The following is a 21,159-nucleotide window of genomic DNA, read 5'->3' on the forward strand; positions in this document are numbered from 1 at the left end:
ATTAAATAATTAAGTATTGTCTACTACAGGAGCGAACCAACGTATGAGCAATAAGGCTGTTATCAACACCAGCAAAGCCCCCGCGGCTATCGGCCCTTACTCCCAGGCCATTAAAGCGGGCAACACGGTGTATCTTTCCGGCCAAATTCCGCTGGATCCCGCGACCATGGCGATTGTCTCTGAAGATTTTGAAGCCCAGGCGCGCCAAGTCTTCACCAACCTGCAGGCAGTGTGTGAAGAAGCGGCGGGGTCACTCAGCGATATCGTTAAGCTGAACCTGTATCTGGTGGACTTGGATAACTTTGCGATTGTTAACCAAGTCATGGAAGAGTTCTTCACCGCTCCTTTCCCCGCCCGCGCCGCCGTTGGCGTCAAAGCGCTGCCCAAAGGCAGCCAGGTGGAAGCGGAAGCGGTGATGGTTATCGGTGACTAGCTCGCTCTAGACTTTATTTAGCGCTAGAAAGCCGCCCTCTTTTAGTACCTGTGCATAACCTTCGCGGTAGCTGGGGAATCGGAACTGATAGCCAGTGCTCAATATGCGCTGGTTATCGCAACGCTTGCTAGTGCGTCGGCGTAAAGGGGACTGCATGGTCTCGGTGGCCTCTACGTTAAGCTGCTCTGCCAGCCACATCATGACGTTGTGCATGGTGACCGGCTCGCAATCGCTACCCAGGTAGATATCTGCCAGCGTCTCACCACTTTCTTGGTAGCGAATCAGGTGGGCAAGAATGCCGGTACAATCGTCGCGATGGATGCGGTTGGAGTACACCACCGGGGTGATCGCAGCCACACGACCTTCAGCCACCTGATGAATCAGCCGGTCGCGGCCTGGGCCGTAAATGCCGGAAAAACGCACCACTGTGCCGGGTAGCGCATGATTGATTAGCGCCTGCTCGGCTTCGCACATTAGCGTGCCAGAGAAGCTGGTCGAATCGGGCGGGGTCTCTTCGTTGACCACTTCGCCTTCCTGCTGGCCGTGTACGCTGGTTGATGAGACAAAAAACACCCGACGCGGCGGCGTTTTGTGCTGCTCCATCACGCTCAGCACGCGCTGTAAGCCGTCAGGGTAAGCGCTTTGATAGGCGCTCTCTTCGAAACGGTCAGCGCTGACGGTATACACCACATAGTCAGCCTGGGGCAGGCTTTTGGCATCGGCGTCTTCAAGATCGTTTAAATCCAGCTTCAGCGGTTTGATACCGGTGCCTTTTAGGGCTTCCACGTTGCGACGTAAGCCAATCACCTGGTGTCCTTCCTCAAGCAGTTCGCGCCCAAGGTTGATCCCAATATCGCCACAGCCGATAATCAGTACGGTTAGCTTCACCGTGCTTACTCCTCTTGATTAATATTCCCTATTAGATGCAAAGTCTCTACCAAATATGCGATTGTCGGATGAGAAGACCGACGGCAGAGCTTGCTTGTCCTTTTCCATCCCGCTGACTGTCACTATGTTAGTCACACGCTGCTACGAGAGGATGCCACTGGCACCGCTATGACTTTAACAGAACTTCGCTACATCGTAACCCTTGCCCAGGAGCGTCACTTTGGCCGCGCGGCAGAACGCTGCCACGTTTCGCAGCCTACGCTCTCGGTGGCGGTGAAAAAGCTGGAAGAAGAGCTCGAAACACCGCTATTTGAGCGCTCCAAGTCCACCGTGCAGGTTACCCCGCTGGGTGAAAAAATCGTTGCCCAGGCCCAGCGTGTGCTGGAGCAGAGCAGCCTGATTTTTCAGCTCGCCAGCGCGGGTAAAGATCAGTTGGCCAACCCGCTGCGCATTGGGGCGATTTATACCATTGGGCCCTACCTGTTTCCCCATCTAGTGCCAGCCCTGGCTAACGCGGCACCGCAAATGCCGCTGTATATTGAAGAGGGTATGACCGGCACGCTGCGCGCCAAGCTGAGAAGCGGTGAGCTGGATGTGATTATTGTCGCCCTTCCGTTTACTGAAACTGATGTGGTGACCAAGCCGATTTACGATGAAGCCTTTGAAGTGCTCATCCCCGCCAATCACCCCTGGGTCGAGCGGGAGGCGATCAATAAAGAGGACTTACTCGAAGAGCGCCTGTTGCTGCTTGGCGAAGGTCACTGTTTCCGCGATCAAATTTTGGAAGCCTGCCCAGCGATTACCCAAAAGCTCAACAGCCCCAACAATACGCTGATCGCCGAAGGCGGGTCGCTGGAAACCATTCGCCATATGGTGGCTTCCCGGTTAGGCATCACCGTATTGCCGCAGTCTGCGTTGGGTACCGACCAGTATGAAAATGCCATGCTGGTCAGTCGGCCCTTTGTTGAGCCAGCACCCTCGCGCACTGTGGCGATTGCCTGGCGGGCGAGCTTTCCCCGGCCCAAAGCTATTGAGGCACTCATCCAGGCGATCAGCCACTGCCGTCAACCTGCCAAAGCCGTGAAAAGCGCCCCATGAGCGATCTCTCCGCGCCGATAACCGCGCTGAAGGGTGTGGGCGAAGCGCTGGCGCTAAAACTTGGCCGGTTGGGGATCGAGCGGGTCAGCGATCTGCTGTTTCATCTGCCACTACGCTACCAGGATCGCACGCGGCTGACGCCGATTGGTCTGTTGCGTGCCGGTCAAGAGGCGGTGATAGAGGGCGAAGTAACCGCCTGCGACGTGGTAAAAGGGCGTCGTCGCAGCCTACTGGTGCGCCTGCGCGATGCCAGCGGTATTTTGAGTCTGCGCTTTTTTCACTTCTCCCCCGCCCAGCAGCAACAGCTGCGCCCCGGTACCACGGTGCGGGCTTTTGGTGAAGCGCGGGCCGGGGCCACCGGGTTGGAAATCTATCACCCCGAATATCGTTTGAGTGGCAGTGAAACCCCGGTAGACGAGTATTTCACGCCCATTTACCCCACCACCGAAGGTCTTAATCAGCCGCGGCTGCGTGCATTGGCGCAACAGGCGCTTGGGCTGCTGGATGACGCCCCTGAAGCCTTGCCGGACGTGATCCCCGATACGCTTCTCCAACGCTTTCAGCTACCGGGGCTCCATGCCAGCCTGCATTTGCTACACCAGCCACCGCCTGATGTGAATATCGAGCAGTTAACCTTCGGTCAGCACCCGGCCACTCGGCGGCTGGCGCTGGAAGAGCTGCTCGCCCATCAATTAAGCCTGCGCGAAGTGCGCCTGCGTATCCAGGCGGATGGCGCGCCGACGCTGCCCTCTGGACGCAGCCTCCAGGCGCGCTTTTTGGCCCAACTGCCGTTTGCCTTAACCGGCGCCCAGCGCCGCGTGCTTGAGGAGATCAGCCACGATTTAAGCCGCCCGGCGCCGATGCTGCGGTTGATTCAGGGCGATGTCGGCTCGGGAAAAACCGTGGTAGCTGCCATGGCCGCGCTAAGCGCCCTGGCGGGTAATTGCCAGGCGGCGATCATGGCGCCGACGGAAATCCTCGCCGAGCAGCACTACCGCTCGTTTAAAGCCTGGTTTGAGCCGCTGGGGATCGAAGTGGCGTGGCTGGCGGGCAAGCTTAAAGGCAAAGCGCGACTGGATGCCAAGGCGGCGATTGCCGACGGCCGCGCGCGCATGGTGGTGGGCACCCACGCGCTGTTTCAGGATGACGTCCACTTCCAATGTTTAGGGCTGGCGATCATTGACGAGCAGCACCGCTTTGGCGTGCATCAACGCCTGGCGCTACGTGAGAAGGGCGAGGCGGGCGGGCTAACGCCGCACCAACTGATCATGACCGCCACGCCTATTCCCCGCACCCTGGCCATGAGCGCCTACGCGGATCTGGATGTTTCAGTAATCGACGAACTGCCCCCCGGCCGTACGCCGGTGAAAACGGTGGTAGTGCCCGACGAGCGCCGCCCTGAAGTGGTTGAGCGTATTCGGCTAGCCTGCAGCGAAGGCCGCCAGGCGTACTGGGTGTGCACGCTGATCGATGAGTCCGAGGTGCTACAGTGCCAGGCTGCTGAGGTCACCCGCGACGAGCTAACTGTTGCCTTGCCTGAGCTGGCGGTGGGGTTAGTTCACGGGCGCATGAAATCGAGCGAGAAAGCCGAAGTAATGACCGCCTTCAAAGCGGGCGAGCTAGATCTATTAGTGGCCACCACGGTGATCGAGGTAGGGGTGGATGTGCCCAACGCCAGCCTGATGATTATCGAAAACCCCGAACGCCTGGGGCTTTCACAGCTTCACCAGCTTCGCGGCCGGGTAGGGCGCGGCAGCACGGAAAGCTTCTGTGTATTGCTCTACCATCCGCCGCTATCGAAAAGCTCCCGCCAGCGCTTGGCGGTGATGCGAGAAACCACCGACGGCTTTCGCATTGCCGAAAAAGATCTGGAAATCCGCGGCCCCGGTGAAGTCCTCGGCACACGCCAGACCGGCCTGGCGCAGATGAAAATAGCCGACCTGGAGCGCGATGCCGACCTGCTAGAGCGAGTAACGGCCATGGCCCAAACACTGCAAGGCAACCCCGACATCACCGCCGTGCTGGTGCGCCGCTGGCTGGGGGAGGCTGCGGGGCGGTATGGGCAGGTTTAGGCGTGGTCAGTAACGCTGCTTGGCGTGTGATCTTCACTTCCCACCAACCGATTTGCCGCTTCGCCCAGCGGGGCGAGTTGCTCGGTAATAAGGCGCAGCTGGCTCTGGATAGGGCGGTAGAGGGTAACAGCTTGTTCGTCTGCTGCGGCACTCTGCTCTTCTAACTGGGTTAGCAGTTCAGCGGCTTGATCCGCTAGTGCCTCGACCGGCTGGCGTTGGTTTAACCGTTCAGCGATCTGGCCCAGTAACTCACCAATGCGCTTTGCCACTGGCACCAGGGTTGCGTCATCTTCATCGTCTGCCAACTGGTGGCGATGGGCGCCCAGCGCAGAGAGGTGGCTGAGCAGGGTGTTGGAGAGCACCAGAAAGCGCAGGCCGTTATCTGCATCCTGTCTACGGTAATGCCCGGGTTCGTGGAGCATATTAGTGAGCAAGGTGGAGAGTGCCGCGTCGGCGTTATGGGCATTGCGCCGCGCCAGGCGATAGGCCAGGTCATCCTGCTTGCCCTCCTCGTACTGGTGGATGATCTCCTCCAGGTAGCGGCGATGGTTGTTTAGCGCATTGGCAGCCTCGCGATAAAGCCTGCGGCCCTGCCAGTCGGGGAGGATAAAGAACACCGCTAACCCCGCAATCAGCGAGCCAAGTAGGGTATCAAGCAGGCGCGGCAGGATTAAGTTATAGCCGTCGCCCACCTGATTGAAGCTGCACAGCACCAGCAGGGTGATGGACGCCGTGGCGATCACATAGTGTTTTTCGCGGTTGGCGAAAAATGAAACCCCAGCGGCCACGGCGATGATGCTTTGCACAAGCGGATGCGGAAAGAGACTGATCGACGCCCAGCCCACTACCAAGCCTAATACCGTGCCAATAATCCGCTGTGATAAAAAGCGCCGTGTGGTGGCAAAGTTGGGCCGACAGACAAACAGCGTAGTGAGCAGAATCCAAAAGCCCTGCGCCGGGTCGATCCACTGCATGATCCCGTAGCCGGTCATTAGCGCGATGGAGAGCCGCACCGCGTGACGAAAGGTGGGCGAGCCAAGGGTAAAATTCAAGCGCACCCGCTTCCACGCTTCCAGCAAACTCGATGGTGAGCGATCAAACAGCGAACTGTCGCGCCGCTCGTCGCTAACGCCGGGATTGTGGGCGCTGGCGAGCTGGTTTTCCAGAGTGGCGAGGTTGTCAGCCAGGGCACTTAGGGGGTACAGCAGCGGGCGCCACTCGGGCTTGCCCCGGTCGCGGAGGTTCTCTATCGAAGCGTGTAAATCAGCCAGCGCCTCTTCGCTCTGCTGGTGATCGAAGGGCCGATTAAGCAGCAGCGATTTAGCCAGTTGGCGGCAAGCGCGTCCCTGTTGATCGAGCAGCCGCTGACAGCGAAACAGCACATCGTGGTGGAAGAATGCTTTGCTGAGCGCGCTGTAGGGATAGTGGGTGGAGCTGGCGCGTTCGTGAATATCCTGGGCGATAAAGTAGATACGCAGGTAGCGGTTGAGTTTTTGGTCGCCGCGCTGGCCCTCTAAGCGCCTGAAGATCATCTCTTTGGCTTGGTTGAGCGCATCGACGACCTTGCCGTTCTGGCGCGCCAGGGCCACCCGGCGGGCTTCCACATCCACACCGCGTACTGGCTCGAATAACGCCGATTTCAGTATCAGAAACTCGCCCAGCGCTTTGTACACCCGCGCCATGCTCTGCTTGACCGGCTGGCGGGAGAACAGCACGCACCACACTACCGAAATTAACCCGTACCACACCGCACCCGCCAACAGCAGCAGTTGGCGTGTCGCCACGTCTTCATCGACCCCGCCGTGCTGCTCGATATTGATCATCGAGTAGATCGACAATATCAGCGTGCCAGAGGCAATGGTGGCGTAACGCTGGCCGATGGCGCCGAGCATAATCAGGCTAAAGGTTGAAAGCCCCAACCCGACAACAAACAGCCACGGCCAGGGAAACAGCCACTGGACAATAAATGACGCCGAAGTGAAACACACCAGCGTTACCAGCAGGGCTTGCAAGCGGCCTTGCCAGCTGTCGTCGGTTTCAGACAGCGCGCAGGCGATAATGCCCAGGAAAAGCGGTATCACCAGTGCCACATCGCTCATCACGCCGCTGAACAGCAGAGCTCCGCTGAACGCTATAAAAACGCGCAGGCTGTAGGCGAATTTATCCAGCGTCCAAAGGCGCCGTAGCGGCAAAGTAATGGGCATAGAGGCTCTTATGGGTGAATGTTAGACTTTAGTATAAATGTGTAGGCGTTGGATGTCGCTACCTCAGCGATCAACGTTTAACCCACAGCGCTTAGTGTTCTAAAAAATAGCGCACTAAAGCCCTATGATTGAAACATTAACCTTTCGATACTCGGAGTGACTCTAAAAAAAACAGGGACACTCCTATGGATCTCAAACTAATGCTGAACTGGCGTCTTCACCTCTTGGTGATTGCGACGTCAATGTTTGCCGAGTGGATCGGCATCGTGCGCATTCCTCTCGGGCCCGGAACACTGCTGTTACTACCGCTTCTCTACGCCTTCGTGATTGGTGTTTTGTTTAATCCCCACCTTTTTTCGGCCATGGGCAAGGTTATCCCCAAGCCGGTCAGTAATGCGGCAGGGCCGATCATCCTGATCGCTATTTTGCCGTTTATTGCCAAGTTTGGCTCCACCATTGGCCCAGCGATCGAGCAGATCATCGCCGCAGGCCCTGCACTAATACTCCAGGAGCTGGGTAATCTCGGCACCATGCTGATCGCGCTGCCCTTTGCAGTTCTGGTTCTCAAAATGGGCCGGGAAGCGATTGGTGCTACCTACTCTATCGCCCGTGAACCCAATATTGCCATTATTTCAGACCGTTACGGGCTGAGAAGTCCTGAAGGTATTGGCATTATGGGCGTTTATGTAGTGGGCACCATGTTCGGTACGCTCTACTTTGCCTTGATGGCGGGCTATATCGCCTCGCTGGATATTCTCGATATTCGTGCCCTGGCCATGGCTTGTGGGGTGGGCAGTGGCAGTATGGTGGCGGCGTGTTCGGCAGCCTTAGTCGAAGCAGTACCGGCATCCAAGGATGAACTGCTCGCCTTTGCTGGGGCCAGCAACCTGCTTACCTACGCCACCGGTTTATATATCTCGCTATTTATCGCGCTACCGGTCACTGAGTGGATGTACAAGCGTTTAAAAGGCTCGCGCCAGGAGGTTAGCCATGAAAACTCATGAGAGTACGGTCGATCAGTTTGATGCTGAGGCGCTTAAAGAGCTGCGCCCGGAAAATCAGCTAGGCAAAACCGCGTTGGTGCTGGCAGCGGTGTGTATCGCTGCGTGGTTTAGCAATATCGTCAATGGCTCGCCGCTGCTAGACGCACTGCCCGGCATGCTGATTCTGTATGTCATGGTGATTATCGGCTTGGTGATCGGGCGCTTTTGCCCCTTTTATTTACCCAGCGTGGCGTGGGTGTCGCTGATCAGCATTATCGCAACGCTGCCATTCTTCCCTGGTAGCGGTTGGATAATCGCGCGGCTGGCGGAGGTGGATTTCCTGGCCGTGGTAACGCCGGTATTGGCCTATGCCGGACTGGCGCTTACCGGGCGTGAGTTTGCCATGTTCAAACAAACCGGCTGGAAACTGGTGATTGTGGCCCTGCTGGTCTTCACCGGTACCTTTATCGGCTCTGCCGTTGTCGCTCACGTAATGCTTTAAGGATAGGCCGATGACTACTTCCGTTCATTTACCGGACAGCGCAGAACTAACCGCATGGCGCCACGATTTCCATCAACACCCGGAAACCGCGTTTGAGGAGCACCGCACCAGTGCGCGTATTGCCGCGCTGCTCAATGAGTGGGGCCTTGAGGTGACAACGGGGATTGCCGGTACCGGCGTGGTGGCGATCCTGCTTGGCCGCTTGGGTGAGGGCAAAACGATCGGCCTGCGGGCCGATATCGACGCCCTGGATATCCGCGAAGAGACGGCGCTTGCCTACGCCTCGCAAACGCCCGGCAAGATGCACGCCTGCGGCCACGATGGCCACACCACCATGCTGTTGGGCGCCGCCTGGGCGTTAAAGCAGCAGCCGGATTTCAAAGGCCGGGTGGTGTTTATCTTTCAGCCCGCCGAAGAGAACGCAGGCGGCGGAAGGGTGATGGTCGAAGAGGGGCTATTCGAGCGCTTCCCCATGGACGCCGTGTACGGTCTGCATAATTGGCCGGGCCTGCCCGTTGGTGTCGCCGCGGTGCACGATACCGACGTCATGGCCGCCTTCGATATCTTCAGCCTGACGCTGACCGGCAAAGGCTGCCACGCGGCGATGCCCCACCTGGGTACGGATACGGTATTGGCGAGCTGCCAATTGATCAGCCAGCTGCAAGGGCTGGTGAGCCGCGAAACGCCGCCGGATAAATCGGCGGTGCTGAGCATTACCAGTATTAACGCGGGGGACACCTTCAACGTGATCCCCGAGCAGGTGGCGCTGCGGGGTACACTGCGCTGTTTTGATATGGCGCATAAAGAGCACTTGGAAGAGCGCTTTAAACAGGCGATTGCCAGCTTGGCCGAGTTCCATGGCTTGACCGTTGAGCTGGATTACCAACGCTGCTACCCCGCCACCATCAATACCCCGGAGCACGCCCAGCAATGCGCCACGGTACTGGAAAGCTTATTAGGCCAAGGCAACGTGCGACGCAACCCGCCGCCCAGCATGGCCTCTGAGGATTTCTCGTTCCTGCTTGCCGAACGCCCAGGCGCTTATATCTGGATGGGCAACGGCGAAGAGTCCGCTTCGCTGCACAACCCACGCTATGACTTCAATGACGCGCTGCTGCCGCTAGGGGCGCGCTACTGGGTGGAGCTGGTAAGGGCGCTGCTCGCCTGAATCGAAGGTTAAACTCGAACATATAGCGTTGTCGCTCTCTGATGCCCACTGGGTAGGGGAGCGTCTACGTCAAATATACGGCGTCGTGTTGCTAAAAAGGCGCTTTAGGGAGTTTTAGAATGTCTTTAATAACTGAGCCTTTAACCATTACAGTCATCGGGCTGGGGCAGATGGGCGGCAATATGGCCCTCACCCTTCAAGCCGCAGGGTTTGCGGTAACGGGCAGCGATCTATTTGAGCCGGCGCGGTCGCGCCTTGCCGCTCAAGGGCTAATCGTTGTGGCGCCCGAAGAACTACCCGCAAGCGATGTTTACCTGCTGTCGCTGCCGACTTCCGCTCATGTGCGCGAAGTGATTGAGCAATCCCCAGGCTTGCTCACGCTGGCGCCGAAAGGCAGCGTGATTGTCGATACGTCCACCAGTGACCCAACCGTCAGCCGGGAATTGGCCGAAAAGGTGACCGCAGCGGGCCTTCAGTGGCTGGACGCCCCGGTTAGCGGCGGTCCTAAAGGCGCCGCTAACGGCAAGCTGGGCATGCTGCTAGGGGGCACTGAAGCCACCATCGAGCGGGTAGCCCCCATGCTGGAGGCCATGTCGGCCAAGCGCACCCATGTGGGCGGCCCCGGCAGCGGCCATGTGGTCAAGCTGGCCAATAACTATCTATGTGCAGCGCACTTGCTGACCACCGCCGAAGCGGTAGCCATGGCGGCCCAGGCAGGCGTTGATCCTGCCGCCTGTTTGGAGGGCATCAATAGCGGTTCGGGGCGCAGCGCGGTTAGCGAGGTGAACTTCCCCGAGTGGGTGCTGAGCGAGCGCTTTGATTCGGGCTTTACCACCGGCTTGATGCGTAAAGACCTGCGCCTGGCGCGAGACGCCGCTGAGCAGTTGGGCATCCCGCCGACCCTGCTGCAAGCCGTTGTCGATGCCTGGCACGCGAATGCCGATAACCCCGCCGATAGCGACGACTTTAACCATATCACCACGCCGATTTTAGCGCGTGCCAGCCAAGCGGAGGGCAACGAATGAACGCACTTAGCCAACACGCCAGTGATCATCTTGCAGAACTACTTGAAGGTTTTGGACTGGCGGCGGCCACGCCGCTGAGTAACTGGATTGAGGGTGAATTAGTCGCGGGAGAGGGTGAGCCAATCACCTTAACGAATCCGGCCACTGGCGAAACGTTGGTAACCTATCGCGACGCCAGCGCAGCGCTGATTGAACGTGCCACCCAAGCGGCTGTGCGGGGGCAGCGCGAGTGGATGGCGCTGACCGCCAGCGAGCGGGGGCGGCGCATGAATGCCGCGCTGCGCGGCCTGGAGGGCCATGAAGAGGCGCTGGCGCAGTTGGAAAGTGTCGTTGCCGGTAAGCCAATTCGTGACTGCCGGGCCGAAGTCGGCAAAGTGTGCGAGATGTTCGAATACTATGCGGGCTGGTGCGATAAGCAGCATGGCGAAGTGATACCGGTGCCCACCTCGCACCTTAACTATGTCCGCCACGTGCCTTATGGCGTGGTGGGGCAGATTACTCCCTGGAACGCACCGATGTTTACCTGCGCCTGGCAGTTGGCGCCGGCGATAGCAGCGGGTAATGGGGTGGTATTGAAGCCCTCCGAGCTTACGCCGTTCTCATCGGTAGTAATTGCCAAGCTACTTGAAAGTGGCGGGTTGCCGAAGGGACTTATCAATATTGTTAACGGCCTGGGCAAAACGACGGGCGCGGCGCTCACCGATCACCCGATCATCAGCAAGCTGGTGTTCGTCGGCTCGCCTCAAAGTGGCCGCCTGATTGCCGAAGCGGGTGCGCGGCGGCTGGTGCCCAGCGTGCTAGAGCTGGGTGGCAAGTCGGCCAATATCGTGTTTGCCGACGCCAAGCTGGACGAAGCGGTGGCGGGAGCTCAAGCCGCCATTTTTGCCGCCGCAGGCCAGAGCTGTGTAGCAGGGTCGCGCTTATTGATTGAGCGCTCGGTGTTTGAGCAGGTCACCACCCGCTTGGCGCGGGCGGCAGAGCAGATTGCGGTCGGCCTGCCCAGCGATGAAGCGACGCGTATGGGCCCACTGCAGAATCGCCGTCAGTTTGAGCAGGTGACGCGAATGATCGACGCCGCCGTCGCTGCGGGTGCGCGGCTATTGACCGGTGGCGAGCGCCCGGCAGGGCTGCCTAACGAGGCCCAAGGCTACTTTATCGCGCCTACCGTGCTGGTCGATGTCACTCCAGATATGGAGATTGCCCAGCAAGAAGTGTTTGGCCCGGTGCTGGTCGCCATGGCCTTTGACGATGAAAACCAGGCCGTTCAACTCGCCAATGAAACCCGCTTTGGCTTGGCTGGCGCCGTTTGGAGCCAGGATGTCGCCCGAGCGCACCGTGTCGCCGGGCAACTGCGTGCGGGTACGGTATGGATCAATAGCTATAAGGCGATCAGCGTGATGTCACCGTTTGGTGGCTTTGGGGATAGCGGCTTTGGCCGCTCCAGCGGCCTGGATGGCCTGCGCGAGTATACGGTTTCGCAAAGCGTATGGGTGGAAACCGCGCCAGAGGCCAGCGTCGCGTTTGGTTACGGTAGCGGCGTTGGTTGATCAAGCACCGAACCTGGGTCGCGAAAAGCCTGCATCCAGCGCTGTAAATGACGCAGTAGTAAGATGCTGGCTTTAGGCTGTTGGCGGCCCACGCGCGTGACCATGTGGGCCTGGGAGCGCTGAAAGAGCGGGTTATCTACCGGGCGCGCCACTAGCGTACCGACCTCTAAATCATGCGCAACGGCAAAGGCGGGCAGTAGTGTGATACCCATGCCGCTGCGCACATACTGCGCCAGTACCACCATGGAGTTAGTGTTCATTGCCAAGCGAGGGGCGATCCGCGCCTGTTGAAAGGCTTGATCGACCATTTGACGCACCCCGTGGCTGGGATCCCACATGGCCATGGGTTCGGCGCTAAGTTGCTCCAGGGAGAGCGGCGCAGGCTGGTTGGCCAAGGGGTGTTGCGGTGACAGGATGGCCATTAATGGCTGTGGACTAGAAGCCCAGAAACGCAGTTGAGGATGGGTTCTTTCGTGGAACATTAAACCGATATGGCTGTGATCATCAACCACGGCTTCAATAATGCCCGAGGTGCCGGCGATATGAATATCGAGCTGGATGCCCGCATAAAGCTGGGTAAATTCGTGCAGCGGGGAGGCGACTAAGTCACTCACAAAACCTTCGCCTACGGTGAGCGATATTTTGCCGGTTTCCAGGCGCTGGTAGGATTCAAGCGAGGCGATAAAGCCTTCATCAAGGGCACCGCGACGTTCGCAGTACTCAAGCAGCATTTCGCCTACCGGGGTAGGCGAAATGCCATCGCGCTGACGCTCCATCAGGGTGGCTCCCAAAGCTTCTTCCAGCAATACTATCTGCCGGCTTACCGCCGAAGGAGCTATATCCAAGCGCGCCGCTGCGCGGCGCACGGAGCCAGATTCAAGGGTAACGCGGAAGTACACAAGGCGTTGATGAGGTATGTCCATCGATAGCGAAGCGCTACAAATACTTGAGTAGTTTTTGCAGCTTATTCATATCGGCGGAGTCCCCCACCAGGCGCACACTGCCGTTCATCATGCCGTCGAGAAAGGCCTGCTGGGTCGGCTTTTTAAGCACTTTCAAGGCGGTATCCTGATCACGGAAGCGCAGCTCAAGATCCAAGTCCACGGGCAACCCTTTACCGGTGCTGATGCTTTTCGGCGTCATCCGGTAGTGGCGGGAAATGCTTAGATCTTCCGTGGCAATTCCCCAGTCCAGGCCGCGCATACGCTCTAACTGCTCACGAAAGCGCGGCTTGCGGCGCAGGGCGCGTTTGAGCAGTACGCCCAGCAGCCACAGCGTCAGCTTGAGCTTCATTAGGAAACGGCGTCCTTAAGTCCTTTGCCTGGCTTAAAGGCCACGTTTTTGCTGGCCGGAATTTGCAGCGGGGCGCCGGTTTGCGGGTTTTTACCGGTGCGCGCTGCACGCTCACGTACGGTGAAGGTGCCAAAACCAATCAGCGCGACATCTTCGCCCTTGGCACAACTGTTGGTGATCTCATCCAGAATGACGTTCAGCACTTGGCCAGCTTTATCTTTGGACAGGTCGGCACTTTCAGCGATGGCTGCAGCGAGTTCAGGTTTGCGCATAAGGAATCTCCCCTTGTTAATAGAAATCAAACATCAAACAAATGCATGTTGTTGGATGCGTAGCCGATTAGGTTAGCTTCTCTAGCCTAGTCGTGAACGCGACGAAAATCAGCCTAGCAGCGTAGGTGCTGCTCTGGAAAGCTCCACTTTCCTTCTCACGCAGCCGCCTGTCAACGCAAAACCAATCAAACGTCCGTCTTTATTTTCCGCCAAGGCACTGATATCACCGCCTTCCCCTTCAATTCGCCAGCGCTCAGGTGTGGTCGTAGGCGGGTAGGCAACCACTGGCAGCAGCGGCGTTTTAACCACCACCGGCCAGGCGCCAAAGCTAACCGGCGTGGGTGTGCCCGAAAGGGTTGCCGCCAGCGCCTTAGCGCTGGCTTGCAGCGGCTGTACGTACATGGCGTTGACGCCGTCCACGCAGGCCACATCGCCCAGAGCGTAGATATTGGGGTGCGATGTGCGCAACTGACGGTCAACGGTGATTCCGCTAGGCGATACGCGTAAGCCAGCGGCCTCGGCAAGTGCTGTGCGTGGAACAAGGCCAGTAGCCATCAGTATCAGATCCGCGCTGACAGTGGCACCATTATCCATCTGTAGAACGCTGTTTTCGTCGTCGCTGAGCGCTATAGACTCAATTGCGCGGCCAAGGTGAAGGTCAATACCTGCTTCGCTAAAGGCATCGCCCAGAGCGTTCCCCAAGGGGGGCGGCAATAAACGGGGAAGCAGGAATCCCTCAGGCGCAATAACACTGACGTGGTGGCCCCCGGCGTGCAGGTCGTTGGCAAATTCACAGCCAACCAGCCCCGCACCAATAATTGCCACCCGTGCAGGGCCATGGCCTAACGCCGTATGAAAGCGGCGGTAGTCGTCCAGGTCATTGATGGTAAAGCAGCGTGGGGCCACGCTGGGGGCGATGCTGAAGGGCTCGCGGGGTGCAGCGCCGGTGGCTAATACCAGTGTGTCGTAGCCAATCATCTGGCCTTCGTCGAGCAGTACGAATTGGTTATCCACATCCAGTGTGCTCACTTGGTTGTGGATAACCATTTGGGCGTTGAGCTCTTCACCAAGTTCCTCAGCGCTGCGCTGGGCTAATTGGTCGGGCTTCAGGCCCTTGGCGAAGCCGGTGGAGAGCAACGGCTTGCTATAGTCATCGCCGCTGTCAGCGCTTACCAGAGTAATCGAGCGTTGGTCGCCCAGGCGGCGCAATGCACGGGCGAGGCCAACCCCGGCCATCCCGGTGCCAATAATTACCAGTGCGGCGTGGGAAGGCGGTTTTTGCGTTTGGGTGGCGGGCATGCAGATACCAACATAGTTGTTAAAACAGAGTCATTAAAACAAAGTTGTGAAAACAGAGCCGTTAAAAAAGTCGCTGGAACAAAAGCCAGTTAGTACCCCATGTTACACTAGTCGTCCCGTTTATTGCCCTGGAGAACTCGGTGACGGCTGCTGATTTTCGGCAAATTCCGCTATTCCCGCGCTGGCGCCCCATCGAGGCGGCACGCCCCGCGATGAGCCCTCCCTGGTGGCAGTGGGTTGCCTCCACCGACTCGTTGACCGCCCGCCTAATCGCTGCTGGTGGACACAAGCCGTTTCGCGTAAGGGTGCTACGCCAGGGGGTCGGTTGGCCGCGGCAGGATGAGGCTCAGGTGCTGGGCATTGGTGCCAGGCGGTACGCCTGGCTGCGCGAAGTGGCGCTGTGCTTGGATGAAACCCCTTGGGTGGTGGCGCGCTCGGTCGCCCCGCTCACGCAGCTAAAGGGCCAGCGTTTGGAACGTCTGGGTGAACGCTCGCTAGGCAGTTGGTTATTTCGTCAACCGGGTTTAATCCGTGGGCCATTAGAAGCGACGACGCAAGCGCCCACTTTTGCTAGCGTGAGCGGTATACAGGGAGACGCTACCTGGGGCCGTCGCTCTGTTTTTTATCACGGCTGTCTGTCGTTATTAGTTCAAGAGTATTTTTTGGGTGCGATGGCTGATGATCTTGGCCTGCCTTCGCGCTAGGCTAGCGCCTGCATCTTATTCTTGGTGAGGTAAGCATGGATCGTTCATTGTTGCGGCCGAAGGGGTGGGCTCGCGTGGCAGATTTCTTACAGCTGATGCGTTTGAATCGGCCGATAGGCACATGGCTGTTGATGTGGCCGACCCTGTGGGCACTTTGGGTCGCTGCGGAAGGTGTACCCGGGCGAAATGTGCTGCTGATTTTTGTGGCAGGTGTTTACGTGATGCGTGCCGCGGGCTGCGTGGTCAACGATTATGCTGATCGTCACTTTGACGGCCATGTAAAACGTACCAAAAACCGTCCATTAGCTACGGGCCGGATCAGCGAAACCGAAGCCCAGTTGCTGTTTATCGCCCTGGTGGCCGCTGCGTTTATTTTGGTATTACTGACCAACTGGTTTACGGTGCTGCTCTCGCTGGGCGGGGTACTGCTGGCGATTATTTATCCGTTTATGAAGCGTTATACCCACTTTCCCCAGGTGGTTCTGGGTGCGGCGTTTTCCTGGGCAATTCCGATGGCGTTTGGCGCCGTGCTGGGCTACGTGCCGCTGGAAGCATGGCTGCTATTTTGCGCCAATGTGTGCTGGACAGTGGCCTACGATACCCAGTACGCCATGGTCGATCGGGACGATGATTTAAAAATTGGCATTAAATCGACGGCGGTGCTGTTTGGAAATGCTGATCGTCTAATTATTGGCCTTCTCCAGCTAGCCACACTGGGATTGCTGGCATGGGTAGGCTGGCGGGTTGGTTTAGGTGGGTTCTTTTGGCTAGGGCTTGGGGCAATGGCGGCGACCTTCCTGCATCAGCAGCACTTAATTCGCGATCAGGAGCGGGATGCCTGCTTCCAGGCGTTTCTCAATAATCACTGGTCGGGCCTACTGATTTTTGCCGGTATCGCACTAAGTTGGTGGCCTGCGGCGGGCTAATTTTTTTGAATGTCATATAATTGTCATCAAGTCATGGTGTTATCGTCATCGAACTGTTTTTCTTTGAGCTAGCGTTTTTGAGCTAGTTCTCTTTGAGCTATTCTCTTTGTACACCGTGAGGCTCTGGTATGACCGCCAAGACCGTTCTGATTGTCGATGATGAGGCGTCGATTCGCGAGATGATCGCGGTAGCGCTGGAAATGGCTGACTATCGCGTGCTCGAAGCGGATAACGCCCAGGATGCTCATGCCATGGTGGTCGACCACCAACCCGATTTACTGCTACTGGACTGGATGATGCCCGGCACTAGCGGGATTGAGCTGGCTAGACGCTTAAAGCGTGAAGAAACTACTGCTGAGATTCCCATCATTATGCTCACCGCTAAAGGCGAAGAGGATAATAAAATTCAGGGGCTTGAAGCCGGTGCCGATGACTATATCACCAAGCCCTTTTCGCCCCGGGAATTGGTGGCACGGCTAAAAGCGGTGCTGCGCCGTGCGACGCCGCGTGGCGTTGAAGACCCGATCGAAATTAACGGACTGTTGCTTGATCCGGTGAGCCACCGGGTAAGCGCCCACGGCAAAGCCTTGGAAATGGGCCCCACCGAGTATCGATTGCTACAGTTTTTTATGACCCACCAAGAGCGCGCTTACACGCGTAGCCAACTGCTTGACCAAGTATGGGGTGGCAATGTGTATGTCGAAGAGCGCACGGTGGACGTGCATATTCGCCGCTTGCGCAAAGCGCTGGGCGACGTGCATCAAAACCTGATTCAAACGGTTCGGGGTACCGGTTACCGTTTCTCTGCACGGGTGTAAATGTGCGCCTATGGAGCCGTGAACTGTGGCGGCTAGCGTGGCTGGCCGCGCTGGGTACTTGCTTAGGTTGGCTGTTGGGATCCGTCGGACTAGGGCTGGCGGCAGGGCTCGCGATATGCCTTTTTTATCATCTACGACAGCTGCGCGAGCTTTACCTGTGGCTCACCCTTCACCCTCACGATGAGCCGCCCGCTGCCAGCGGAATGTGGGGCGAGCTATTCGATCGTTTATACCGCTATCAAAAAAGTCAGCGCATTACCCAAAGCCGCCTGCGGGCTACCTTGGCGCGTATTCAGGAATCCTCTGAAGCGATGCGCGACAGCGTGGTCATGCTTGACCGTCACGGTGATCTGGAGTGGTGGAACAGCGCTGCTACCGACATGCTGGGGCTACAAACTGCCCACGATAGGGGCCAACACATCACCAACCTGCTACGCGATCCCAGTTTTATCAGCTACTTTAATGCGCGTAACTACAGTGAGCCATTAACCCTCACCTCTCCGATTGATGAGCGGCGAATCCTGCAGTATCAAATTACCCTCTACGGCGACGACGAGCGCTTGGTCATGGCTCGCGATATTACTCGCTTACATCGTCTTGAGCAGATGCGGCGTGACTTTGTTGCCAACGTCTCCCACGAGCTGCGAACCCCGCTGACCGTTCTTTCAGGCTATCTGGAAACCTACAGCGACATTGCCGATCAGCTGCCTCCGCGTTTAGGTCGTAGTATTCAGCAAATGCAGGAACAGACGCAGCGCATGCAGAATCTGGTCAATGATTTATTGCTGCTCTCGCGCTTGGAGATTGACCAGGGAGGGGGAGATCATCACCCGCTGTCACTTGAGCCTTTGCTGCAAAGCGTTTGTGCTGATGCGCTAGCCCTTTCGCATCAACGGCATACCATCACCGTTGCACTCGAGAGCAACGCCCGGCTATTAGGCAGTGAGCAGGAAATCCGTAGCGCCGTCTCGAATCTTGCCTTTAATGCGGTTCGTTACACGCCAGCAGGCAGCCAAATCACACTGCGCTGGAAAGCTGGCGCTTTGGGCGGTGGCTACATCGATGTGGAAGATAACGGTGAAGGTATAGATCCTGTGCATATACCCCGCTTAACGGAACGCTTTTACCGGGTCGATAAGGGGCGCAGCACGGCGACCGGTGGAACTGGTTTAGGCTTAGCCATCGTTAAGCACGTGTTATTGCGTCACGATGCGCAGTTGCAAATCGAATCTCTCCCCGGTAAGGGCGCGTTGTTCCGCTGCGTCTTCCCCTCCTCACGGCTTGTTTAATCTAGCAAGACTTTCGCCGCACAGTAACTGTAGAAGTGTGCAATATTGGCATACAAGGTTGGTAAAGCTTACCCATGTGCCATTTTTACACAGCTTTAAGCGTTGAGAGTAGGCTTGGATAGGGCCATTTTGGCATGATTGATATTTTATTAAGATAATGATTTTGTTGAATTTAATTTTTATGTTCGGATTTATGGCATGCCTTATGCAATTTATTGGGTAAGGAAGACGACCGCAGGAATTGCTGGCTACTAGTTAGCCCTTCTTTCTTAACCAAGCGGTAATAAACAGCGATCGGAGGTGGAATATGATGTCCAAGGATTTTCTCAAGAAAGCTGGCATTTTAGGTGTTTCTTTTGGTCTGATGGCAAGCCCATTGGCTTTTGCACAAACAGATGAAAACACCTCGATTGATGACAACCAAGGCATTACGGCTGATGAGCAGCCAATGGATGCACAGGGTACCGGTAGCTCTAGCAGCAGTGGTACAGACATGAATAACGATTTAACCCATGACGAAGGCGACGGCGCTAGCGACATGGAGCCTCAATCCAGCAGTCACTCAGATGATGCTGAATATGACGCAGACGAGCTTGTTGAAGAAAATGGCGGTAGCTAAATCATTGATGCTTTTTAGATATCATTGAATGCTTTTTCATGGGATGAAGAAGTGAACAACAGGATGTTACAAGGCAAGGATGCTTTTCGGATTCAAGGATGAATCAATAGGAAATCAGAACGTTAGTCAGGGTGAATTCCAAGGTTGGAGTCCCGCACAAGGAGTGGAAGCTAGCGTTAGTCATTACCTATAATCAATTCTGATATCGGGCCTCGCATTGCGAGGCCTAATTTTTTGTCGTCTGCTTTTTTTTTTTGCTCCTCGCTCGCCTTTGCTGCCACTCCCTTCTAGTACTTTTTTCATTTTTTCTATCAACTTCGCCATAGCGACCCATTCGCAATTGTGCCTGGGTAGTGCCTGGATTGCTTTGCTGAGTGTGCCATAAAGGCACAGACTATTTTGCGCATGTGTCATTACTACACAATTGATTAGCGTGCTTTTGTTTTTAGTAGCATATTATTGTGCGCAATATATATATAATAAATATTTGATTTATATATATTTATTATTTTATCGGTGATGTTGGCACAACGTGTGCAACATCAGGGTAGTGAAGCTAACCGCAGTGAGATGTTTGCCACAGTGTCCCTCTCACTTCACTTCAGCGGTATCAAACAGTCACCAGGAGTAAATAGTATGTTTAACGTATTTGTTAAAAAAGCAGCCGTGGCAGGTCTTTCATTTTGTTTGCTGGCGAGCCCGCTAGCTTTTGCCCATATCTCCATCGATGCCAATCAAGATTTCACGGTTGATGACGAGCCCATCCAAGCGCAGTCTCATCACACATCCGGCCAAGCGGATTTTAGCCCATCTGATTTGATGTACGACGAAGGCGATCGCCCTAATGTCATTAAGGCAGAGTCTCATCGCACTAGTGCTCAGGCAGAGTACACCGCAAAAGACTTAACGCACGATGAAGGTGATGGAAACGTTTGGTAACAAAAGTTTGCAATTGTGCAGAAATATATTACGATTAGAGAGTGAGCTAAACACGCCGAAGCGTGTCACACCACAGGGATGCGCATCGATTCACGGAATGAATCAAACGACAATCAGAGCGCTGGTCAGGGTTAAATTCCAAGGTTGGAGTCCCGCAAAAGGAAAGGAAGCTAGCGTTAGTCATTGTCCTAGTATTGTGTCCTTAGACCCTGCTGATGCGGGGTCTGATTTTTTGGGGTGCAAGTCTCTCTTGGCGATCCTCCCTTAGCTCCCCGTGCTACTTACTCACTGCTAGATTCTTTCCTTCATCGCACGCTCTCAGCCCGCTCGCTGGGATGCCAATGCTGGTTTTTTTGTATAGATATGGCGACGCATGTGTAATTATTGCACAATCTTTTTTGGCAAAATAAGCTTGCGAGGGCTTATTTTATGTACAATATTTTAACTATAAAATAATGATTTATCGGTGTTTTTTCTTTATTGATGGGTTTTGGTGTGCAGTGTGCATTGTTAATGATGTAGTAGCCGCTTTGATTACCATGTAGCGGTATACAGAGATAATGAGGAGAACGTCATGTTATGGAAAGAAATGGGCAAAAAAGGCGCTATCGCAGCTATCGCTTTTGGTCTAATCGCGAGCCCGCTGGCAATGGCGAGCTCATCAATTGAATTGAACAAAGACCGTTCTGCTGGTCAGAATGTGATCGATAAACCTACGTCACATACAACGTCGAACACAGCTAACGCCTCGGTAAATGACTTGAACCGCGATGAAAGCGATAGTTTGGATTTCTCGCCATCAAGCAGCTCTTCTGATACTGGAGAAAGAAAGCATCGCAGTGACAATATCCGCCCAGAAGATTTGACCCGGGATGAAGGCGATAGCACCGACTGGTAAAGAGTGAAATAAGTGTAACTGCTAATGTAAACGTAACTCGCAAAAAACCCCGCTTCTGAACTGCACCCCAAAAGTTGGACACTCCTCCAACGATTGGGGTGTTTTTCATGGCGAAACATAATGAAGAGTTCAAACTGTTAGTCGTACAGCGTTACACAGAAGGACAGCTGGGTTATAGGAGT

General features: G+C 56.1%; 21 protein-coding genes. 15 read left to right on the plus strand and 6 right to left on the minus strand.

Features of this window, described 5'->3' with window-relative positions; all coding sequences use genetic code 11:
* The first annotated feature begins 43 nt into the window (after positions 1–43).
* The gene (locus QT231_RS14420) at positions 44–433 is read left to right on the plus strand and encodes a RidA family protein (protein WP_022521094.1); all 390 of its coding nucleotides are present in this window, start codon (positions 44–46) and stop codon (positions 431–433) included.
* Positions 434–439: 6 nt separating this feature from the next.
* Here QT231_RS14420 and QT231_RS14425 read toward each other — a convergent pair whose 3' ends face one another.
* Positions 440–1,321, minus strand: a complete 882-nt coding sequence (locus QT231_RS14425) for an SDR family oxidoreductase (protein ID WP_308337547.1) — start codon at positions 1,319–1,321, stop codon at positions 440–442.
* Between the two features lie 168 nt (positions 1,322–1,489).
* Here QT231_RS14425 and QT231_RS14430 point away from each other — a divergent pair, with 168 nt between their 5' ends.
* Both QT231_RS14430 and recG read left to right on the plus strand, forming a co-directional pair.
* Positions 1,490–2,419 carry a hydrogen peroxide-inducible genes activator gene (locus tag QT231_RS14430; protein ID WP_308337548.1) on the plus strand — a complete coding sequence of 310 codons (930 nt, stop codon included), beginning with the start codon at positions 1,490–1,492 and terminating at the stop codon, positions 2,417–2,419.
* Positions 2,416–4,491 carry an ATP-dependent DNA helicase RecG gene (recG, locus tag QT231_RS14435; protein WP_308337549.1) on the plus strand — a complete coding sequence of 692 codons (2,076 nt, stop codon included), beginning with the start codon at positions 2,416–2,418 and terminating at the stop codon, positions 4,489–4,491. Before QT231_RS14430 ends, recG begins: the two co-directional genes overlap by 4 nt.
* Here recG and yccS read toward each other — a convergent pair.
* Complete coding sequence (yccS, locus tag QT231_RS14440; RefSeq protein ID WP_308337550.1) at positions 4,488–6,695, minus strand: YccS family putative transporter; 2,208 nt, start codon at positions 6,693–6,695, stop codon at positions 4,488–4,490. The two genes, recG and yccS, sit on opposite strands and share 4 nt — an antisense overlap.
* Before the next feature lie 185 nt (positions 6,696–6,880).
* Between yccS and QT231_RS14445 the strand changes: the two genes are divergently transcribed.
* The 5 genes from QT231_RS14445 (at position 6,881) to QT231_RS14465 (ending at position 11,920) form a co-directional block, all read left to right on the plus strand.
* Positions 6,881–7,699 (plus strand): DUF3100 domain-containing protein, encoded by an 819-nt coding sequence (locus QT231_RS14445; protein WP_308337551.1) that lies wholly within the window; start codon positions 6,881–6,883, stop codon positions 7,697–7,699.
* Positions 7,686–8,180, plus strand: coding sequence for a hypothetical protein (locus QT231_RS14450; RefSeq protein ID WP_308337552.1), 495 nt, complete (start codon positions 7,686–7,688; stop codon positions 8,178–8,180). Before QT231_RS14445 ends, QT231_RS14450 begins: the two co-directional genes overlap by 14 nt.
* Positions 8,181–8,190: 10 nt before the next feature.
* The gene (locus QT231_RS14455; RefSeq protein WP_308337553.1) at positions 8,191–9,348 is read left to right on the plus strand and encodes a M20 aminoacylase family protein; all 1,158 of its coding nucleotides are present in this window, start codon (positions 8,191–8,193) and stop codon (positions 9,346–9,348) included.
* A 119-nt stretch (positions 9,349–9,467) separates the two neighbouring features.
* Positions 9,468–10,373 (plus strand): NAD(P)-dependent oxidoreductase, encoded by a 906-nt coding sequence (locus QT231_RS14460; protein ID WP_308337554.1) that lies wholly within the window; start codon positions 9,468–9,470, stop codon positions 10,371–10,373.
* Entirely contained in the window at positions 10,370–11,920 is a 1,551-nt protein-coding gene (locus tag QT231_RS14465; RefSeq protein ID WP_308337555.1) for an aldehyde dehydrogenase family protein, read from the plus strand. The genes QT231_RS14460 and QT231_RS14465 overlap by 4 nt, the downstream gene beginning before the upstream one ends.
* On the opposite strand, the gene QT231_RS14470 is transcribed toward QT231_RS14465, so the two are convergent.
* From QT231_RS14470 to QT231_RS14485, 4 genes are all read right to left on the minus strand, one after another.
* Positions 11,899–12,843 carry a LysR family transcriptional regulator gene (locus QT231_RS14470; RefSeq protein WP_308337556.1) on the minus strand — a complete coding sequence of 315 codons (945 nt, stop codon included), beginning with the start codon at positions 12,841–12,843 and terminating at the stop codon, positions 11,899–11,901. The genes QT231_RS14465 and QT231_RS14470 overlap by 22 nt on opposite strands.
* 13 nt (positions 12,844–12,856) lie before the next feature.
* Positions 12,857–13,213 (minus strand): hypothetical protein, encoded by a 357-nt coding sequence (locus QT231_RS14475; protein ID WP_308337557.1) that lies wholly within the window; start codon positions 13,211–13,213, stop codon positions 12,857–12,859.
* Entirely contained in the window at positions 13,213–13,485 is a 273-nt protein-coding gene (locus tag QT231_RS14480) for an HU family DNA-binding protein (protein WP_064232353.1), read from the minus strand. The genes QT231_RS14475 and QT231_RS14480 overlap by 1 nt, the downstream gene beginning before the upstream one ends.
* 108 nt (positions 13,486–13,593) lie before the next feature.
* Positions 13,594–14,784, minus strand: coding sequence for an FAD-dependent oxidoreductase (locus tag QT231_RS14485; RefSeq protein ID WP_308337558.1), 1,191 nt, complete (start codon positions 14,782–14,784; stop codon positions 13,594–13,596).
* 140 nt (positions 14,785–14,924) lie between these two features.
* Between QT231_RS14485 and QT231_RS14490 the strand changes: the two genes are divergently transcribed.
* The 7 genes from QT231_RS14490 to QT231_RS14520 all read left to right on the plus strand — a co-directional run bounded on the left by QT231_RS14490 (position 14,925) and on the right by QT231_RS14520 (position 20,977).
* Positions 14,925–15,488 carry a chorismate lyase gene (locus QT231_RS14490; RefSeq protein ID WP_308337559.1) on the plus strand — a complete coding sequence of 188 codons (564 nt, stop codon included), beginning with the start codon at positions 14,925–14,927 and terminating at the stop codon, positions 15,486–15,488.
* A gap of 35 nt (positions 15,489–15,523) precedes the next feature.
* Complete coding sequence (gene ubiA, locus QT231_RS14495; RefSeq protein ID WP_308337560.1) at positions 15,524–16,414, plus strand: 4-hydroxybenzoate octaprenyltransferase; 891 nt, start codon at positions 15,524–15,526, stop codon at positions 16,412–16,414.
* A 128-nt stretch (positions 16,415–16,542) separates the two neighbouring features.
* Positions 16,543–17,232 (plus strand): phosphate regulon transcriptional regulator PhoB, encoded by a 690-nt coding sequence (phoB, locus tag QT231_RS14500; protein WP_009286297.1) that lies wholly within the window; start codon positions 16,543–16,545, stop codon positions 17,230–17,232.
* 2 nt (positions 17,233–17,234) lie between these two features.
* Entirely contained in the window at positions 17,235–18,521 is a 1,287-nt protein-coding gene (gene phoR, locus QT231_RS14505) for a phosphate regulon sensor histidine kinase PhoR (protein ID WP_308337561.1), read from the plus strand.
* A 307-nt stretch (positions 18,522–18,828) separates the two neighbouring features.
* The gene (locus QT231_RS14510) at positions 18,829–19,140 is read left to right on the plus strand and encodes a hypothetical protein (RefSeq protein ID WP_308337562.1); all 312 of its coding nucleotides are present in this window, start codon (positions 18,829–18,831) and stop codon (positions 19,138–19,140) included.
* A gap of 636 nt (positions 19,141–19,776) precedes the next feature.
* Complete coding sequence (locus tag QT231_RS14515) at positions 19,777–20,079, plus strand: hypothetical protein (protein WP_308337563.1); 303 nt, start codon at positions 19,777–19,779, stop codon at positions 20,077–20,079.
* 574 nt (positions 20,080–20,653) lie between these two features.
* Complete coding sequence (locus tag QT231_RS14520; RefSeq protein WP_308337564.1) at positions 20,654–20,977, plus strand: hypothetical protein; 324 nt, start codon at positions 20,654–20,656, stop codon at positions 20,975–20,977.
* The last annotated feature ends 182 nt before the right edge of the window (positions 20,978–21,159 follow it).

The organism is Halomonas sp. SpR1 (assembly GCF_031010175.1).
Taxonomy (GTDB): Bacteria; Pseudomonadota; Gammaproteobacteria; order Pseudomonadales; family Halomonadaceae; genus Vreelandella.

Excerpts from the sequence above, each read along its gene's own strand:
- QT231_RS14515 (WP_308337563.1), top strand. The coding sequence starts at position 19,777 with ATGTTTAACGTATTTGTTAAAAAAGCAGCCGTGGCAGGTCTTTCATTT.
- QT231_RS14465 (WP_308337555.1), top strand. The coding sequence starts at position 10,370 with ATGAACGCACTTAGCCAACACGCCAGTGATCATCTTGCAGAACTACTT.
- phoB (WP_009286297.1), top strand. The coding sequence starts at position 16,543 with ATGACCGCCAAGACCGTTCTGATTGTCGATGATGAGGCGTCGATTCGC.
- QT231_RS14510 (WP_308337562.1), top strand. The coding sequence starts at position 18,829 with ATGATGTCCAAGGATTTTCTCAAGAAAGCTGGCATTTTAGGTGTTTCT.
- QT231_RS14480 (WP_064232353.1), bottom strand. The coding sequence starts at position 13,485 with ATGCGCAAACCTGAACTCGCTGCAGCCATCGCTGAAAGTGCCGACCTG.
- QT231_RS14420 (WP_022521094.1), top strand. The coding sequence starts at position 44 with ATGAGCAATAAGGCTGTTATCAACACCAGCAAAGCCCCCGCGGCTATC.
- QT231_RS14470 (WP_308337556.1), bottom strand. The coding sequence starts at position 12,843 with ATGGACATACCTCATCAACGCCTTGTGTACTTCCGCGTTACCCTTGAA.
- QT231_RS14450 (WP_308337552.1), top strand. The coding sequence starts at position 7,686 with ATGAAAACTCATGAGAGTACGGTCGATCAGTTTGATGCTGAGGCGCTT.
- QT231_RS14430 (WP_308337548.1), top strand. The coding sequence starts at position 1,490 with ATGACTTTAACAGAACTTCGCTACATCGTAACCCTTGCCCAGGAGCGT.
- QT231_RS14445 (WP_308337551.1), top strand. The coding sequence starts at position 6,881 with ATGGATCTCAAACTAATGCTGAACTGGCGTCTTCACCTCTTGGTGATT.
- yccS (WP_308337550.1), bottom strand. The coding sequence starts at position 6,695 with ATGCCCATTACTTTGCCGCTACGGCGCCTTTGGACGCTGGATAAATTC.
- QT231_RS14475 (WP_308337557.1), bottom strand. The coding sequence starts at position 13,213 with ATGAAGCTCAAGCTGACGCTGTGGCTGCTGGGCGTACTGCTCAAACGC.
- QT231_RS14520 (WP_308337564.1), top strand. The coding sequence starts at position 20,654 with ATGTTATGGAAAGAAATGGGCAAAAAAGGCGCTATCGCAGCTATCGCT.
- recG (WP_308337549.1), top strand. The coding sequence starts at position 2,416 with ATGAGCGATCTCTCCGCGCCGATAACCGCGCTGAAGGGTGTGGGCGAA.
- QT231_RS14485 (WP_308337558.1), bottom strand. The coding sequence starts at position 14,784 with ATGCCCGCCACCCAAACGCAAAAACCGCCTTCCCACGCCGCACTGGTA.
- QT231_RS14460 (WP_308337554.1), top strand. The coding sequence starts at position 9,468 with ATGTCTTTAATAACTGAGCCTTTAACCATTACAGTCATCGGGCTGGGG.
- QT231_RS14455 (WP_308337553.1), top strand. The coding sequence starts at position 8,191 with ATGACTACTTCCGTTCATTTACCGGACAGCGCAGAACTAACCGCATGG.
- ubiA (WP_308337560.1), top strand. The coding sequence starts at position 15,524 with ATGGATCGTTCATTGTTGCGGCCGAAGGGGTGGGCTCGCGTGGCAGAT.